The following is a 17795-nucleotide window of genomic DNA, read 5'->3' as shown; positions in this document are numbered from 1 at the left end:
CTCGACCTTCGTCCCGACAGGAGGATTGAACGATGAGTGGCTACAGGCCCTATCAGTATATTGAACGCCGCAAGTCGCGTCAGATTCACGTCGGCAAGGTCGCGGTCGGTGGTGATGCGCCGATTTCGGTCCAGACGATGACCAACACCTTGACCAGCGACGCCCAGGCGACGATCGACCAGATCCGTCGCGCTGAACTCGCCGGTGTGGACATCGTGCGCGTGTCCTGCCCCGATGAGGAAAGCACCGCTGCTCTCCACGAGATCGTGCGTGAAGTGAATGTTCCCATCGTCGCGGACATCCACTTCCACTACAAGCGCGCCATCGAAGCCGCGAAAGCCGGTGCGGCCTGCCTGCGTATCAACCCCGGCAACATCGGCAGCGCCGAGCGTGTCCGTGAGGTTGTGAACGCCGCGAAGGACCATAACTGCTCCATTCGTATTGGCGTGAACGCCGGTTCGCTGGAAAAGCACCTGCTTGAAAAATACGGTGAGCCGAACCCCGATGCGCTGGTCGAAAGCGCTCTGGAGCACGCCAAGATCCTTGAGGATCATGACTTCCACGAGTTCAAGATCAGCGTGAAGGCATCAGATGTCTTCCTTGCTGTTGCAGCTTATCAGCAGCTTGCCGATGCGTGTGACCATCCGCTGCATATCGGCATCACCGAGGCCGGCAGCCGTCGCGCCGGAACGGTGAAGTCCTCTATCGGTCTTGGAAATCTGCTGTGGGCCGGTGTGGGCGACACGATGCGCGTCTCTCTCTCTGCTGAGCCGGAAGAGGAAGTGCTGGTTGGCTGGGACATCCTGAAGTCCCTCGGCCTGCGTCATCGCGGCGTGAAGATCATTTCCTGCCCGTCCTGTGCGCGTCAGGGCTTCAACGTCATCCAGACGGTGCAGACGCTGGAAGATCGCCTCGCACACATCAAGACGCCACTGACCCTGTCCATCATTGGTTGTGTTGTGAACGGTCCGGGTGAGGCGCTGATGACTGACCTCGGCGTGACCGGCGGCGGTTCGGGCCGTCACATGGTCTACTCGTCCGGCAAGCAGGACCACACGGTGCCAGCCAACGACATGATCGAACACATCGTTGGTCTTGTTGAAGAGCGTGTAGCGAATATCGAAGCCGAGGAAGCCAAGGAAAAGGCGGAAGGTATTGATCTGCCGCTGCCTGACCTCGCCAGCGCGAAATAAAAAACTCAGGTCCCGGAGGCGTCTGTCTTCGGGACAGTCTATGAGAGATGTCATTACGGCCATCAGGCGTTTCCGTCTGATGGCCGGTTGGCGTCCTGAAGCCATTTTTTTCGGAGTCCTGTCCTTATGAGCGCCATCAGACCCGTTCGTGGCACCCACGATCTGATTGGAGAGGACCAGCGTCGTCACGCTCATGTCGTGGAAACGGCGCGACGTGTCACGGCTCTGTATGGCTTTGAAGAATGGGCGACACCGGTTTTTGAGGAGACGGGGGTTTTTTCCCGCTCTCTCGGCGACACATCGGATGTCGTGTCCAAGGAAATGTATACCTTCGAGGATCGCGGCGGGGATTCCCTGACGCTTCGTCCGGAAGGGACGGCCGCCATCTGCCGCGCGCTGGTCACCAATGGACTGACACAGTCGCTGCCGCAGAAAGTGTTCTACGCGGGTCCGATGTTCCGCTATGAGCGACCCCAGAAAGGACGTTATCGCCAGTTTCATCAGATCGGCGCGGAACTGATCGGTCCCGGCGAACCGATGGCTGACGCTGAAGCGATCACCATGGGACGCGACGTTCTGGCGGCTCTGGGGATCGTGAATGATGTTGTTCTGGAACTGAATACGCTGGGTGATGCGGAAAGTCGCGCTGCTTGGCGTGACGGACTGGTGGCCTATTTTTCGGACTTTCGCGATCGCCTTTCTGAAGACAGCCGGAATCGTCTGGAACGCAATCCGTTGCGTATTCTCGATAGTAAGGCTCCAGAAGACCGGGAACTGGTGGCTGACGCGCCGATGCTGGCGTCCTTTTTAAATGATACCTCCCGTCGCTTCTGGGACGATCTCCGCGAAGGCCTCCAGATGTTTGGCGTCGCCTATACCGAAAACCCCCGTATCGTTCGCGGCCTCGACTATTACAGCCACACGGCGTTCGAGTTTGTAACAACCAACCTTGGCACACAGGGTACTGTCCTTGCTGGTGGACGGTATGACGGTCTTGTGTCGGAAATGGGTGGGCCTCAGACGCCGGCCATCGGCTGGGCGGGCGGCATCGAGCGTCTGGCCATGCTGCTGGATGCCGCTCCCGCCGTACAGCAGCCTGTCGCGGTGATTCCGGTCGGCGATGGTGCGCAGGAAGCCGCGATCCGTGCTCTTGCAGCATTGCGGGCCGGTGGCATCCGGGCCGAGATGGCCTATCGCGGTAATCTGAAAAAACGCATGGAGCGCGCCAACAAGACCAATGCGTCCCATGTCGTGATCATCGGTGAAACCGAAGTGGCTGCGGGAACGGTGCAACTCCGTGATCTTGCCACCGGCCTACAGAATGAAGTGGCGGCATCCGCTCTGGTTGAGGCCATCCGCCAGTCTGGAGACGTTCGCGCGTGAATCTCGACGACCGGCTTGATCGTATCGTTGCCCGCAGTGAAGAACTCGAAGCGCTGCTGGCAAGCGGTGTAACGGGAGAAGATTTTACGCGGGCTTCCCGTGAGTACGGTGAAATCGAGCCTCTGGTCGCGAGGATCAATGCTCTTCGCGCAGTCCAGGCTGAAGAGCAGGATCTGAAGCAGCTTCTTGATGATCCGGAAATGAAGGCGCTGGCGGAAAGCGAGCTTCATGAGGTGAAGGATCGTATTGGGATGCTTCAGCAGGATGTCCGTCTGGCGATGCTGCCTAAGGATGCGGCTGACGAACGCAGCGCCATTCTTGAAATACGACCCGCTGCAGGAGGGGATGAAGCAGCGCTGTTCGCATCAGAGCTGTTCGGCGCTTACCGACGTTACGCTGATCTTCGTGGCTGGAAGTTCGAAGTCATGGAGTATGACGAGAGCGAACTTGGCGGTCTGCGTGAAGGTATTGCGACCATCAGCGGGAAGGGCGTTTTTGCGCGCCTGAAGTATGAATCCGGGGTTCATCGCGTGCAGCGTGTGCCAGCCACGGAAAGTCAGGGGCGCATTCATACCTCTACCATCACTGTCGCTGTTCTGCCTGAGGCGGAAGAGGTTGATGTGCAGATTGATGAAAAAGATCTGCGTATCGACGTTTACCGCGCTTCCGGGGCAGGGGGACAGCACGTCAACAAGACGGAAAGCGCCGTGCGGATCACACATCTGCCGACAGGCGTTGTCGTGGCGATGCAGGAAGAGAAAAGCCAGCACAAGAACCGTGCGAAGGCTATGAAAATTCTGCGGTCCCGACTTTACGAACAGCAGCGTGTCAGCCTTCACGAGTCCCGAGCCGCCGATCGGAAATCGCAGGTGGGAACGGGCGATCGCTCCGAACGGATCCGGACCTATAATTTTCCGCAGGGTCGTGTGACTGATCATCGCATCGGGCTGACGCTCCACAAGATTGACCGGGTGATGCTGGGCGAGCTTGATGAGATTGTTGACGCTCTCATTCAGGAAGATCAGGCAGAGCAACTGGCGGCCGCTGGTCTGTAATTCTATGAAATCTTTATCGGTTGGACGATGAAGTTAGGTTTTAACTGAATACTAACCGTGCCGGTTCTAATGTCCTGCTATTGGGGTTCATAAAGCAGGTTGATTTCATTGCTATATTTTCCTTGCGCTCCAGCAGTGCAGTCGCAAAAGAAATCTGATTGTTTTCATCATTCCCTTAAGCGCAAGGCAGCCTTCCAGAGCAGGATAGGTTTGTCTTTTAAATTGTGTGATGTGCTTGTTGCTGTTCTGATTAGTCTTTTGGCGTTCTGTGCGGCTCCAGCATCAGCGCAGACTGTCCGTTTTTTTAACGGACAGACCGGCCTTTCTGATGCTTCCCGAAATATCTTCGCTCAAGATTCCGATGGTTTTTTCTATATTGGAAATAAAACCGGATTGTATGTCAGTTCTGGTGGTGAGTTTACCCGGATCGACAGGCCTGACGGAACTCCTTTCAAAGATACTGCAGCGATTGCGGGAGGAGCCAATGGTAGCATTCTGATTGCTGCCGATAGGGAATTATGGCTGAAAACAAAGACTAGTTTAGAAAAATTATCGTTTCAGTTTGATGGCCGGATAGCTCTTGCTGCTGATGGGATGGATTTTATCATCTTGTCAGGCGAAGGACCGGCTCGAAATGGAGGCATCTGGCGACTATATCGTCACCAGAGAGGGGAGTTGGTCTTTGCATCGCTCGTAAAAGATCATGCCGACAGTCAGGTCCCATCCACAAATCCGCTGGAATCTGAAGTTCTTTCGGCCATGGCTTCGGAAGCGAAAAGTGTTTGGGTAGGCTGTGGAGAGGCGCTCTGTCGCTATCGGGACGGTGGCGTCGACACCTTTGATGAGCGTAGGGGAGTGCCGCATGAAATCTGGCGTGCGCTGGCTATTTCTCCGGACGGTACCCTGATTGCCCGAAGTGTCGGAAAACTGGTGATCATTGCAGCGAATGGTGGAGTTCATGTGGAAGATATTCCCTATGAACTGCCGGAATATTTCAGAGAAAGACCTTCTGAAATTTTTATATCCCGAATGACTGATGGCTCCTTGCTGATGCCTGGAGACGGTGCGCTTGTTGTCCGGTCTTCTGCTGGACACTGGGAGGATATGGACTGGCCTTCCGGTTATTCTCCCCAGGCGATTTCGAGCGCTTTTATCGACAGGGAATATGGTCTGTGGCTGGATAGTCCAGGACGCGGCCCCGTCCGTATTGCGGGCTTTCCATTCTGGCAGGTTTTTCCTCACGGAAATGATGCGTTCCCTGTGCGTGTATCTGGCGTAAGACACGACGCAGCTGGCAATTTCTGGATTGCAGCTGCAAATGGTCTTTTTGAATATGCGGCATCATCTTCGAGCCATGATGGCGATCATCTCCTGAAACATATTGAGCTTGAAAATATCAGTTCCCTTCTTCGTACCGGAGATGGTGCGCTCTGGACAGCTGAAAAAGGAAAAGGGTTGATCCGGATAGACCCAGCCACCGGTCAGGTCAGAACCCTGCCTTCTTCCGAGCCGGTGACTGGGGCTTTGATCCTCGATAGCGGTGGTCGAATATGGGTAGGTACCGTTTCTGGGCTCATACGGATAGATGATCCGTTACGTTATGCTTCTCATTTGCCAACGGTATTCGCATTACAAAATCGTCGTATCAATGCGTTGTGCTTCGATCAGTTTGGACGGCTTCTTGTTTTGACAGATAGCGTTCTGTTTCAGCAGACAGCGGAGGAGAATGTTTTTGATCCTCGGGTTGATCTGGAAAGTTTTGATATTGGGAACGGCAGTGCGATAACAGTGGGGATGTCCAATGACATCTGGGTTTTAGGAAGTAAAGGAAGCGTCAGAAAGATATTTCTTCCGGAAGATGGTTCTCCTGTCGTGTCCATGCTGGATAATGGGCCAAAAGATTCCGACTTTACAACGATATTTCGGGATAGCCGAGGATGGATATGGCTGGGTGGTTCTCATGGACTGGATGTTTCCACTCCGAATGGTTGGTCTCATTTTGATTTGACGAGTGGGTTAATCTCCAGCCGTATTCTTTCTGGTTCAATCAATGAAGATGATGATGGTTCACTCTGGTTCGGTACAGAAAGCGGACTAAACCACCTTAGGGAGCCGGGCTCTCTTCCGATTTTACCTGATTTACATACAGTTTTTCTGTCTGCACGTCTGGATAATATAGATCTTCTAGGAAAAGAGCGTTTCTGGCCTGATGGTGACAGAAAGCTTTCCTTCCAGTTTGTTGCCCCAACCTTTACAGGAAATAGAGAGATTAAATACCAGTATCAACTGCTGGGTATTGATCAAGAAGTTGTATATTTGTCAAAAAACTTTATAAATTACAACAATATAAAAGGAGAAAAAATAATTTTTACGGTTCAGGCGCGAGATATTCTGAATTACCGTTCTGCAAGTAGTGCGACTTTGTCTGTGCGTTCTTCCGGTTTGAAAATATCAAGTTTCAAGGGAATCTTGTGGTGGGCTTTTCTTTCATTTTTATCAGTAGCATTACTTGGCGCTATTTTGTACAGAAGAATAAAGCTTTCGAGGCAAAAAAATTTCGAAGCCGCTGTGCGAGGACGTACTCGTGTGATGGAAGAAATGCAGACACAGCTTTTGCATCAATCGCGTGTTGATAGTCTGACTGGATTGTTTAATCGCCGGAGTGCTCTTGATGAACTTGATGAACTGGTAGCATCTATTTCTCCGAATGAACTTATCGCAGTGGCACTTATTGATATTGATCATTTTAAGATGATTAATGATACTCTTGGCCACCAGGGTGGTGATTATGTTCTGAAGCAATATGGACAGTGTTTACGTAAATTCGCTGGGTCAACGGCTATTTGTGGGCGCTACGGAGGGGAGGAACTTATCATAGTGTTCATGTCCGTTCCTTCTACAGAAAAACTGCTGGATCAGGTTACAAAATTGCATGAGCACTTACGTAACCCAATGGTCTACGGTGCCTCTGAGGTCGTTGCGACTTGCAGTATAGGTCTGGCTGTTATTATACCTGGTGATACGGCATCAACATTGATTGGGCGCGCCGATCGGGCGCTTTACAGAGGTAAAAAACGCGGAAGAAATTGTATTGTTGTCGCTGATTGAAAGGTAATACATGAATTTTTACGATTTTTGGTGTTGATATGACCAAATGCTTTGCTACACCTTTCTTTCGCTTGGCGATCATCAATGACAGCTGAGCGAAAGAAAGTAATTCGTATTTAGTTACGAATAGAGCTATACGTCTTGTAGCAGTAAGTCCTCTGATTAAAATTAGTAAGCTGCACCTTCTGTCGCAGCAAAAGATTCGGGTTGAGGATCGTTCCGGTTTTCCTCATCTTCCGAGGCAGATTCAGCGTCCTGTTTATAAGAGGCTCTGGCCCGTGCGGAGCGCTCCTGTCGTTCCTGCTGTGCCTGCTGTGCAGCCTGATTCATGGCATTGAGAATGCGGAAATAATGTTCTGCATGCTGAAAATAGGCTTCTGCGAGAACCCTGTCTCCACTGCTTGTGGCGTCACGTCCCAGCTGAAGATATTTTTCGAAGAGCTGCTGTGCAGTGCCCCGAATGCGAACCTCAGGACCATTACTGTCAAATACATGATTACGATTAAGAGGTATCTGACCGTTCTGGTGGCGCGTGCCTCCTCCGCCGTTGCTTCCGCCGGGACGATGATTACGGTTGCGCATGCGCTTTATATTCATGGCGTTACCACGATGCCTTCTTGGTTTTCAATCGATTGGTCCTCTGGACAGCTAGCTGAACCCCTGATTTACCCTCACCAATATATCCTGAAGCGTATTCACACTTCATCCGGCAAGACGTCCAAGGAGTTTAGAGGGGCTATTGGTACGAACGGTATGAACAAAAAGTCAACCGCCTCTGCCAATGCTCGGGCTATTTTGACCACAAGAATGAGCTACATGCAAGGGTAGATATGCAATCTAGGTGATAATATCGTTATCGTTGTGGATGCTGTGTCCAAATGAATATAATATGGAAGTAAGGCGATACGTCATAATCCTCTGATACGAAATGAGAAAAATGGGTCACAATCATTCTAAACCGGCTGGGATTGCTCAACGCCTGGAGCGAGTCTTGTCTCGCCTCGCCTGCCTGATGACTGGGAAGTGCGTATCGAACGCTCTGCTGCGTCGCGTCAATGGCGAGCGATAACTCAGGCTGCTGACACGGATGGGGTCTGGAGTGAGGAGGCAGCTACTTTGATTGAGGCGCTTGAAGGTGCGTGGCGCCTGAATCGAAGGATACCGTCTTTGGAATCAGAGTGTCTGGAACCCGCGCCAGATCATGTACACAGCGACAGTAAAAATAATACTGGAAAAAATAGTCGTTAACTGGCAACCCTTTTTACATAGAACCTTGGCACAATAACTGCCGCTGTAAGTGCCGATAATCCCACCCAAAATGAAGAAAGTAGCCAAACTCCAATCAATGTAGCCTGAAAGGAGATAGCTGAGCGCTGCGCTGAGACCAAAAGCTGCCACTGCCACCAGTGAAGTGCTCACAGCATTGATGATCGGCATATGAGTTGAGGCCATGAGACCAGGCACAATCAGAAAACCTCCCCCTATGCCGAAAAAGCCTGACAACAAGCCCGTTCCCGCCCCAAAACTGGCAATTTTCACAATATTTTTTGGAGCATAACTTGTTTTTTCACAATCAGTTTCACGACGTCCACGAAGCATCGTGACGCCAACGCCTATCATCAGGAAAGCGAATAAGAGCAGTAACCTTTGTCCGTCCATGGCTTTTCCTAGCCAGGCACCGCCTATGGCACCTATCATTCCACACGGAGCAAATACGGCTGCACATCGCCATTGCACCGTCCCGCTGCGGGCATGTTGTACCAATCCAGCAAGAGCGTTAACAGCTACAGCGAGAGCGCTTGTACCAATGGCGACATGAGGATCTTTCACGCCCACCAGATAGACCATAAGTGGGACGGCAAGGATTGAGCCTCCGCCGCCGATCAGTCCAAGCGTGAAGCCAACCGGCACGCCGGACAAAATTTCCAGCGCTACATGACTCATATTAGTTTGCATGTTTGCGGATATTGGATTTTCGGCAAGAATGTCATGCTGATGACTATAAATCTTTTGGATGCATTCCGATATAGAGGCGTTGGATCGTTAAATTATCTTGGATATACCTGATAAATTCACCAAAATATGATGGTATATTTTGCTGCTCATCAATTCTAAAAATATTTTATGTGTTTGCGATTGAGGTATAACTATCAAAAAAGGGATGATGTCGTATTCATCCCTTCACGCGATAAAAAAGTTTAAACCACAATCGTACTGGTGATGTGGTTACGCGGGGCACCTTATCTGTTCGCTAATGTGAAAGAGGCGGTCACACCAAAAATGCCGCCCTGATAGCAATCGTAATTGCCCACAAACTCTCATAGACGTCACATGCGATTAATAGGAATCTTTATATAGCTTACACCGTTTTCTTCAGGCTCTGGTAAATGTCCAGCGCGCATGTTCACCTGAACGGAGGGCATAATCAGATGAGGCAGGGAAAGGGTTTTGTCCCTGTTGGTTCGCATGGTGACGAACTGATCTTCTGAAATGCCCTTATGCACGTGAATATTGTTTCGTTCATCGCCTATTGTTGTTTCCCACATGAAGTCATGGCGATCTGCCGTTTTATAATCATGACAGAGAAAAACGCGTGTTTTGTCCGGAAGAGAGAGGAGGCGTTGAATGGATCGATAAAGCTGGCGGGCGTCACCGCCAGGAAAATCGGCGCGGGCGGTCCCGTAATCAGGCATGAAGAGTGTATCGCCAATAAAAGCCGCGTCGCCAATGATGTAGACCATGTCAGCCGGAGTATGTCCCGGTACAGACAGGGCTATGGCTGGCAATCTTCCAACCGAGAATGTCTCTCCATCATGAAAAAGCTTGTCAAATTGTGAGCCATCACGAGAAAAGTTTTTTTCAGCATTGAAGATTTTTCCAAAAACATCCTGCACATGAGTGATGTTTTCACCAATGGCAATCTTGCCTCCCAGCTTCTCCTTTAGCCAGACAGCGGCAGAAAGATGATCAGCGTGAGCATGTGTTTCCAGCTGCCATTCAACAGTAAGTCCGTTCTCTTGAATATAATTCAGAACCTGTTGCGCCGATGTATTTTGTGTGCGCCCTGATGCAGCATCATAATCAAGGACACTGTCAATTATGACGGCCTTTAGTGTAGCAGGATCATGGGCAATGTGAGTTGCCGTAAAGGTGGTCTCGTCAAAGAAGGTCTGCACGATCGGTCTAAGATCAGGATTGAGAATGGCTTGTTCGATTTGACGAGATGCGGTGGCAAGGTTGGTGTCTGACATGAAAAATCTTTCATGTTATCAAAATAACTTTTACAAAGTATGCTTGCATGCACCCTGTGTCAATTTAAATATGAGTTGTTTTGGTTTTTTTTATACTTATAATGTAAAAATAAAATATAATTTTTATTTCTTAAATTTATTTATATATGTAAATTGTAATATTTTATTATATTTTAAATTCAGATTTTTATTTAAAGTTGTTTGAAAAATAATTTAACTATAATTATTAAAAAATAAAATAAAGGCGTTGCTGATCTGCATTGAAGTAATATTTTTTATAATTATCTGTTTTATTTAAATAAAACATTTATTTGTTTTTTATTTTTTGTAACGAAAAATTGTGTTGTCGCTTTGCAACATTCTTTGGAAATTGAGATGGAAAGCGGTGCCGTTAATATTGGAAGAAGGGGTAATTCGTAGTACGTCTGGGAGGGTCAAGGTGAGTTAGTGGTAATGAAAAAAACAAAAAAAATACCCCTCTCCGGTAACCGGGCGACTGCAGTTTCGCGTCGAAATGGCTGGATTACGTGTGCTCCATTCTGGGTGCTGATGGCTTCTTTTGTCAGTGCCACGGAAGTGCGGGCGGAAAAGCAGGAGATTGTACAACGCCCGGAAGCGGATGTGTCTGCTTCGGCGCAGAAAAAGGTTGGCCCCTATGATGCGCCCGCTCATGCGGCTCCCAAGAAAACGGTCATAACGCCCGCTCAGCGTCTGGAGAGTCTGTTCGACACTGAAAGTATTTCGTCGCTGCTTAACAACAGAGACGACGCCATTCGTGAGCGTGATCTGTCCGCAGGTTATTATGTTCCTGCACAGACGTTCGGTAATCTGGTTCCCCAGTTGCAGCCATGGCGCAAGTGGATGCAGGACCGTGGGTTCAGCTTTCAGTTTTCTTATAAGGGTGAGGGTATTGCCAATACAGGAGGTGGTCTCTCCAGGGGTATGGATTATGCCCATGAGCTGACGCTCACCACTAGATTTGATCTGGGTAAGCTTGTGGGGTGGAACGGCTGGATTCTGCATGCCGTCATGATGGAGCGTGCCGGACGTCAGGTCACAACGGACTATGTCGGTGACCATCGCATGCTGCTGTCCGAAGTCTACAGCCTGTCAGGTCATATGGCTGCCCATCTGGCCGATATCTACCTTGAGAAATCTCTTTTCCATAACAAGGTTAACATTAACGTCGGTCGACTGACTCTGACGCATACCTATGCAACATCAGTGCTGCTGTGCACATTCATGATCCAGTGCTCCGCGCCGGTCGCTCTCAAATCGCAGGCAGGCTGGAGCGTGTATCCGAAAGCGACCTGGGGCGGCACCATCCGTCTGAGGCCGGTGCGGGACCTCACTCTGACGACAGGCGTATACGCTGCGGGACCACTGACATCGAATCCGTCGGGATGGGCTTGGGGTGGCGAGGAGCATACCGGTGTGATGCTGCCAATCGAGTTGGCATGGGAGCCGTTTCTTGGAGAAAAGAAGCTGCCAGGTCATTACAAGATCGGGTTCGGACACGACACTAGCCATTATGACGACATGCTGGGCAGTATTCCCGCAGCTTACCAACATGATTATCTGGGGCATAATGGCGGTCCTCGCGATACATTCTATTTTGAGGCCGATCAGATGGTGTACCGTAAGGGCGGAGATCATCAGATGGCAGGCGGATATCTGCTTGCCGGGTATATTCATAACACCCCGAGTGTCTCGGTCTGGTCTGACCAGTTTTATGTCGGCGCGTCGCTGCTCGGCATTCTTCCTTATCGACCCTTCGACCGTTTCGGTGTGATGTATTCCTACTATCAGATCAGCCACAATCTGACGGAGGGGCAGCGCTTGCGTCAGATGGCGGGCATGTCGATGGGAGCGTACGTCAATGGTCCCCAGACCCATGCCGCGACGCTGGAAGCCTATTACGGTATTCCGGTGGTGCCCGGTCTCGTGATGCAGCCTGTGTTTGAATATATAATGCGTCCGGGAGAAACCTCGGTTATTCCCAATGCTATTCTGGGTGGTTTGAAAATTCTCGCTGCGTTGTAAGAAAAATGCCGCCCTGTTTTCCTATGTGGTGGAGAGTAGGGTGTGCAGGCGTTCTGTCTTGCGGGTTCTTTTCACAGACATCCATTCAGCCTTATTTGAAATTTCGTATGGTTCTCTGTAGGGAGTGTGTTCTCTATTGTGACGGCGTGATTCGATTATGGCTCTTCCTCTCTCTGCTCTTGCCTCTGATTCTGCCGGTGATGTCGCGCATCTGATTGAAACGGCTCTGACGCCGGTTTTCATGTTGTCAGGTGTGGGAACGTTGCTGAATCTGTTGAATACCCGAGCTGGTCGTGTTGCAGACCAGATTGAAAAAGCCTCTGATCTGCTCACGGACGAAGAGGATAGCAAGGCCAGGCATAAGCTGCAGAAGCATTTCGTGCGTTTGCAGAAGCGTGTCATGGTTCTTGATATGGCCATCATGTTTGGCGGCCTTGCCGGAGCCATGACATGCGGCGCTGCCTTCGTGCTTTTTCTTGGTACCGTCAGGGATGCTTCGATTGCTCTATGGCTGGTAGGGCTGTTTGGGGCCGCGTTGCTCTGCACGATCGCGTCACTGGCATCTTTTCTTGGGGACTGCTTTCTGTCGTGGGATAGTTTGAAAAAAGTCGGCCCGTTACCGAAAAGCGTCAAAAAATCGGATGGAAAAACAGGTTAGTTGTAAGCTGAAAATCTCTTTTTCTATCGGCCAGTTTTAAAACGCCTTTTCCTTCATGACGACAGAAGGAAAAGGCATTTCTGATTTCAGTCGAACCGTTTGCCATTGATGATGGCATAACCGGGAATGTCCCAGGAACGACTGGTGCCTCTGTGGGTCCAGTCGATCCCCTGACTGCGAGGGGAGTCATAATAATAACGCCCTACAATGTCAGCCATGTCGCCATCCCGCACCCATGGCCATTCCGGCGCATTGATTTCATCAAGGTTGCTGACTACGCGGATTGAAATGCCCTGTCCGACATTTACATAAAAATAACCATGCCAGCCGCTGCGCGTGTGTTTGGCCTTTTCCGAAACAGCGATGACCTGACCGCAGATATGAACAGGAATATCCTGTTTTTTTCTACCATTTTCGAAGGCCTGCTGAGCCTCAATGAAACCGCTATTGTCGCAGGTGGACGAAACAGTGCGCGCAAAAGATGAAGCGCTTCCCAGCGTAAGTGCGAAAAAGACCCCGGCTAAAAGGGCTCCGGACTGTCTGGATGATGCGATCATGAATTTTCCCTTGTTCCCTTGACTGGATCGTGTGGCGTGAGTGTGAAACGCACTGATGGCGTAGATGAGGCAGCCTGAGTTGTATGGACGGATTTTAACCAACCCCGATACGGGCCGTAGCAAAATAGCGATCCACAGCATCCCGCATGGCGCCGGCGACCATGGCCCGGTGGCCGGCTTGACGTAGGGCAGCTTCATCGCTGCGATTGGACATAAAGCCCATTTCCACCAGCACCGAAGGAATATCGGCCGCCTTGAGCACGACAAAGGCGGCATGGCGGTGCGGATGCGACAGCAACGAGATGCGCGACTGAAAGGAAGAGACAACCTGATTGGCGATGCGGGTCGATCCCCGGCGTGTTTCTTCCGAAACCAGACTGGCCAGTATCTGTTGCACTTCCGGTGATGTTGCGTGGACATGGGGCCCACCGAAGAGGTCCGCGCTGTTCTCGCTCTGGGCGATCATGGCGGTCTGGGAGTCCGATGCGGCCCCCGCAAGCGTATAAACGCTGGCGCCGCGGACGGCAGAATCATGTAGTGCGTCGGCATGCATGGAAATGAACAGGGAGGCCTTGTGCGCCTGCGCCATTTCCACGCGCCCTTCCAGTGGGATGAAGCGGTCACTGGCGCGGGTCAGCGCTACCCGATAGCGGCCTGTCGCCAGTAATTGCCGTTCCAGTTCGGCGGCGGCGGCTTCAGAGACATGCTTTTCATATGTTCCTGAATAGCCGATGGCGCCCGGATCTTTTCCTCCGTGACCCGGGTCCAGCATGACCAGAGGCGGCGGAGGTGCTGCGCCTCTGATGATGGCGGGGGCATGGAGCGTATTCGTGTTATGGGCATGCGACGAAGTGGAAACGTGTGCACTTTTTCCTGTGCGGGCCATAGCGGCGTGCGGAAGCAGGGGCGCAAGGCTTGCGAGAAGAGCGGTTCTGCGGGGCAGGGCGAGGCCCATAAGGCTGGATAGAGCTTCAAAGGGAAGTGGATCCGCTGCTTTGGCGATGCAACCCTGCCGGAATGATTTGCCGGGAAGCAGATGGTTGGTCGGCACTGTATCTCCGTTATCCGGTTTCTGAGCCATGAACTGCGTCCTGAAAAAGGCTTCTGATGTTTTGCCATGCTGACGTTGGGAAGTCATTAATGAACGATGATTATGTCAGGAGAGTGTGGGGTTCGTTGCGGCTGCATTCACTCCCGGTTACATACAGTTGTATCCGACGGCTTGCGTACTCTGTTGGTTTCGGCCATGTTTGCGAGCATGTGGCCCGTCTGTGACGGTTATCCACGCTGCCCGGACCAAGGCAAGCCGTTTCTTCATCATGCAGAGAGCGGCTGCGTTTTGGGTCAGGCCTAATTTATACTGATCGACAAGGGCGGATGAGAGCAGGTCTGGACACACTGGCGGAACAAGGGAAGGGCAGGGAGCGTAAGTATCCTCTTGATGCCCCATTTCCGCTGTCAGTGATGGACTGTCATGCCGGCATCACTGTCTCCCGAGTGTCGCTCACGCCCGTTATCCCCGATCCTATAGTCGATTTGCCCGCAGCGCTCCCGCGCGGCGCCCATTTCCATGTTGGTTTGTTCCAATCTGGTTGGCTGCGCCCGTCTGGACGAGCGCCGGGCCACCGGAGTTTCCTTTTTTATGAACAAGCGTATGCTGATAGACGCGACGCACGCGGAAGAAACCCGCGTCGTTGTGATGGACGGGAACCGTCTTGAGGATTACGACGTTGAGGCTGCCAATCGCAAGCAGCTCAAAGGCAATATCTATCTTGCCAAGGTCATCCGCGTTGAGCCCAGCCTTCAGGCGGCCTTCGTAGAATATGGCGGAAACCGTCACGGTTTCCTTGCTTTCAGCGAAATTCACCCAGACTACTATCAGATTCCGGTTGCTGACCGTGAAAAGCTGCTGGCCCTTCAGGAAGAAGAACCTGCTGAAGAGGATCTGACGGACGAAGCCTCCGCGACGGATGAGACGGAGCAGGCTGAAGAAACCACCGGATCTGAAGAAAACAGCGAGGAGACTTCCTCCGAGCAGACGCCAGATTATGTCGGCGGCGAGACTGACACCGGCGAAGAAGCCATGGTGCAGAAGCGCATGGCCCGCTTCCTGCGTAGCTACAAGATTCAGGAAGTCATCCGTCGTCGTCAGGTTCTGCTGGTGCAGGTCGTCAAGGAAGAGCGCGGCAACAAGGGCGCAGCCCTGACCACCTACATCTCGCTGGCCGGACGCTATTGCGTGCTGATGCCCAACGCCCTGCGCGGTGGTGGCGTGTCGCGCAAGATTACCTCGGTTGCTGATCGCAAGCGACTTAAGGATATCATCGCGGATCTCCAGCTGCCGCGTGGCATGGCCATGATCGTGCGCACAGCCGGAGGGCAGCGGCCCCGTCCGGAAGTGATGCGCGATTGCGAGTATCTGCTGCATCTGTGGGACGAGATCCGCGAACACACGCTCAATTCGGTCGCACCAGCTCTGATTTACGAGGAAGCCAGCCTCGTCAAACGGGCAATCCGTGACGTCTACACCCGCGATATCGATGAAATTCTTGTCGATGGCGAGCAGGGCTGGCGTGCTGCGCGCGATTTCATGCGGATGCTGATGCCGCAGAGCGCTCAGAGGGTGAAGCTGTGGCGTAAGGAAAACCAGCCTCTCTTCAGCCACTATCAGGTTGAAGGCCAGCTTGACGGGATGCTGTCGCCGACAGTTCAGCTCCGTTCGGGTGGTTATCTGGTCATCAACCAGACGGAAGCGCTGGTGGCGATCGACGTGAACTCGGGACGTGCGACACGTGAGCGCAATATCGAGGAAACAGCGGTCAAGACCAACCTTGAAGCGGCTGATGAAGTGGCGCGTCAACTCCGCCTGCGTGATCTTGCTGGTCTGATTGTCATCGACTTCATCGACATGGAATCCCGGCGTCACAATGCTCAGGTCGAGCGGCGTCTGAAGGATGCCTTGCGTCATGACCGCGCCCGCATTCAGGTGGGAGGAATCTCTCACTTCGGGCTGCTGGAAATGTCGCGCCAGCGTCTGCGTCCTTCCGTCGCGGAATCTGCTTTTGTGCCCTGCCCGCACTGTCAGGGCACCGGTATTGTGCGCGGTATCGAGAGCTCGGCCCTGCATGTGCTCCGTGCGGTTGAGGATGAGGGTGGTCAGCGTCGTGCGGCGGAAATCGTCGTGTATGTCGCTGGTGAGATTGCACTCTACATTCTCAACAACAAGCGCGACTGGCTGACAGCCATCGAGACACGTCACAAGATGCACGTGATCTTCTCCGCGGATCAGTCTCTGCCTGCGCCGCAGATCCGGATCGAACGTCGTCGTGCGCAGACGGCCCGCTTCGATGTGCCTGCGATTGCTGCTCCTGTCGAGGATGAAAGCTCTTCGTCGGACCGTCACTCCTCGGCCCGGAAGGATGGGGCTGCGTCGACAGAGACGCGCACAAAGGTCATCGCCATCAGCGATGAGCCACCCGCTGTAGCAAATGAAGCCCGTGATCCTGCGGTGGCACAGGAGGATGAGCGTGGTGAAGGTGATGGCACCGGTCGTCGTCGTCGTCGTCGCCGTCGTCGTCGTGGGCCGAGAGAAGAGGGTACGGCGGAAACGCGTAACGCAGAAGGCGTGACGGCTGAAAGCACAGGCGAGCAGCCTGTTGCCGAAGAAGACCCCTATGCAGACAGCGTGCCTGCACCTGCGACGGAACCGAATGAAAATCTGGTTCCGGGTCGTAACCGCACCCGTTACTCCCGCAAGACGCCGTCTGCTCCTCAGGCGCAGGCACGGACGCCCACTGAGCCGCGTCAGACAAACGAGAGAAGCCAGCCTGCCAAAACACCGGCTGCTGCTTCTGGCTGGCGTGGGCCGACACCGGCTGATCCGTTTGGCGGTAGCTTCGATATCTTCGACATCATGGATCAGGTCGATTTTGAAGCTTCGTCTGAACCAAAGCCTGCGCCGGCACCCAAGCCTGCTGCTGTCCGACAGCACGAGCCGGTTCCTGCTGTTGAGGTAGAAGATGGCGAGGCTGATCATGCCGTGAAGGCGGCTGAAACCGAGGCCACTGAAGGGGAAGAGCCTGTGCGGGAAGCCCGCCCGGCACGTCGTCGCAGCCGAGGACGTCGGGGCTCTGGTGCTTCCAGAAACGCGGTGGAAGCGACGCGGGAAGAGCCGGTTGAAGCTGCGGAGCCGCCTGCTTCTGAATCCGAGACGGAAACAGACGTGCTGGCAGATGAAAAGCCTGCTCCTCGTGGTCGTCGTCGGACACGGAGAAGTGCGGAGGCAGCTCCGGTTGCCGAAGCTTCTGTGGCAGAAGCACTCTCCGAAGCACCAAAGGAAGAGGCTTCGAAAAATGATCGGAAGCCGGTCGTGGTCGAGCCGAAGATCATTGATGAGGACACACCTGTGGCAAGGCCGCGCACAGGCTGGTGGCGTCGTTAAGCCGTTCTCTTCTGAGCTGTAGCTAATGGAAACGGGGACGAGGCAGATGCTTCAGTCCCCGTTTCTGTCTCTTGCGGGTTGAGCGATGAACGCCCATGTTCACGAA

Annotated in this window: 12 protein-coding genes; 7 read left to right on the top strand and 5 right to left on the bottom strand. The window is 52.7% G+C overall.

Translation table 11 applies throughout. From position 1 onward, the window contains the following. Positions 1 to 32: 32 nt before the first annotated feature. From ispG to EMQ_RS04445, 4 genes are all read left to right on the top strand, one after another. Positions 33 to 1193: a flavodoxin-dependent (E)-4-hydroxy-3-methylbut-2-enyl-diphosphate synthase gene (gene ispG / locus EMQ_RS04460; protein WP_010668357.1), complete on the top strand. Its 1161-nt coding sequence runs from the start codon at positions 33 to 35 to the stop codon at positions 1191 to 1193. A 126-nt stretch (positions 1194 to 1319) separates the two neighbouring features. Then, a complete protein-coding gene (gene hisS, locus EMQ_RS04455) occupies positions 1320 to 2576 on the top strand; it encodes a histidine--tRNA ligase (protein WP_010668491.1) in 1257 nt (418 codons plus the stop codon). Next, positions 2573 to 3631: a peptide chain release factor 1 gene (gene prfA / locus EMQ_RS04450; protein WP_010668492.1), complete on the top strand. Its 1059-nt coding sequence runs from the start codon at positions 2573 to 2575 to the stop codon at positions 3629 to 3631. Before hisS ends, prfA begins: the two co-directional genes overlap by 4 nt. 135 nt (positions 3632 to 3766) lie before the next feature. Continuing rightward, complete coding sequence (locus EMQ_RS04445) at positions 3767 to 6739, top strand: ligand-binding sensor domain-containing diguanylate cyclase (RefSeq protein WP_132011999.1); 2973 nt, start codon at positions 3767 to 3769, stop codon at positions 6737 to 6739. Between the two features lie 168 nt (positions 6740 to 6907). Here the strand turns inward: EMQ_RS04445 and EMQ_RS04440 are convergent, their stop codons facing one another. The 3 genes from EMQ_RS04440 to EMQ_RS04430 all read right to left on the bottom strand — a co-directional run bounded on the left by EMQ_RS04440 (position 6908) and on the right by EMQ_RS04430 (position 9990). Continuing rightward, a complete protein-coding gene (locus EMQ_RS04440) occupies positions 6908 to 7336 on the bottom strand; it encodes a DUF4167 domain-containing protein (protein ID WP_010666187.1) in 429 nt (142 codons plus the stop codon). Positions 7337 to 7912: 576 nt separating this feature from the next. Next, positions 7913 to 8695 (bottom strand): sulfite exporter TauE/SafE family protein, encoded by a 783-nt coding sequence (locus EMQ_RS04435; protein WP_010666188.1) that lies wholly within the window; start codon positions 8693 to 8695, stop codon positions 7913 to 7915. Positions 8696 to 9066: 371 nt separating this feature from the next. Then, positions 9067 to 9990: an MBL fold metallo-hydrolase gene (locus EMQ_RS04430; protein ID WP_018308397.1), complete on the bottom strand. Its 924-nt coding sequence runs from the start codon at positions 9988 to 9990 to the stop codon at positions 9067 to 9069. A 549-nt stretch (positions 9991 to 10539) separates the two neighbouring features. Here EMQ_RS04430 and EMQ_RS04425 point away from each other — a divergent pair. Continuing rightward, positions 10540 to 12033 (top strand): carbohydrate porin, encoded by a 1494-nt coding sequence (locus EMQ_RS04425; RefSeq protein WP_018308398.1) that lies wholly within the window; start codon positions 10540 to 10542, stop codon positions 12031 to 12033. A gap of 157 nt (positions 12034 to 12190) precedes the next feature. Continuing rightward, positions 12191 to 12691: a DUF2721 domain-containing protein gene (locus EMQ_RS04420; RefSeq protein WP_010668641.1), complete on the top strand. Its 501-nt coding sequence runs from the start codon at positions 12191 to 12193 to the stop codon at positions 12689 to 12691. 86 nt (positions 12692 to 12777) lie between these two features. Here EMQ_RS04420 and EMQ_RS04415 read toward each other — a convergent pair whose 3' ends face one another. Further along, a complete protein-coding gene (locus tag EMQ_RS04415; RefSeq protein ID WP_010668121.1) occupies positions 12778 to 13248 on the bottom strand; it encodes a DUF3465 domain-containing protein in 471 nt (156 codons plus the stop codon). Positions 13249 to 13342: 94 nt separating this feature from the next. Next, the gene (locus EMQ_RS04410) at positions 13343 to 14329 is read right to left on the bottom strand and encodes an N-acetylmuramoyl-L-alanine amidase family protein (protein ID WP_010668120.1); all 987 of its coding nucleotides are present in this window, start codon (positions 14327 to 14329) and stop codon (positions 13343 to 13345) included. Between the two features lie 561 nt (positions 14330 to 14890). On the opposite strand from EMQ_RS04410, the gene EMQ_RS04405 reads away from it, so the two are divergent. Continuing rightward, positions 14891 to 17689 carry an Rne/Rng family ribonuclease gene (locus tag EMQ_RS04405; RefSeq protein WP_018308399.1) on the top strand — a complete coding sequence of 933 codons (2799 nt, stop codon included), beginning with the start codon at positions 14891 to 14893 and terminating at the stop codon, positions 17687 to 17689. Positions 17690 to 17795: the final 106 nt, after the last annotated feature.

It is taken from the genome of Acetobacter aceti NBRC 14818 (assembly GCF_000193495.2).
GTDB lineage: Bacteria > Pseudomonadota > Alphaproteobacteria > Acetobacterales > Acetobacteraceae > Acetobacter > Acetobacter aceti.
Note: the sequence above shows the minus strand (reverse complement) of the source record. Positions and strands in the feature narration are given on the sequence as shown.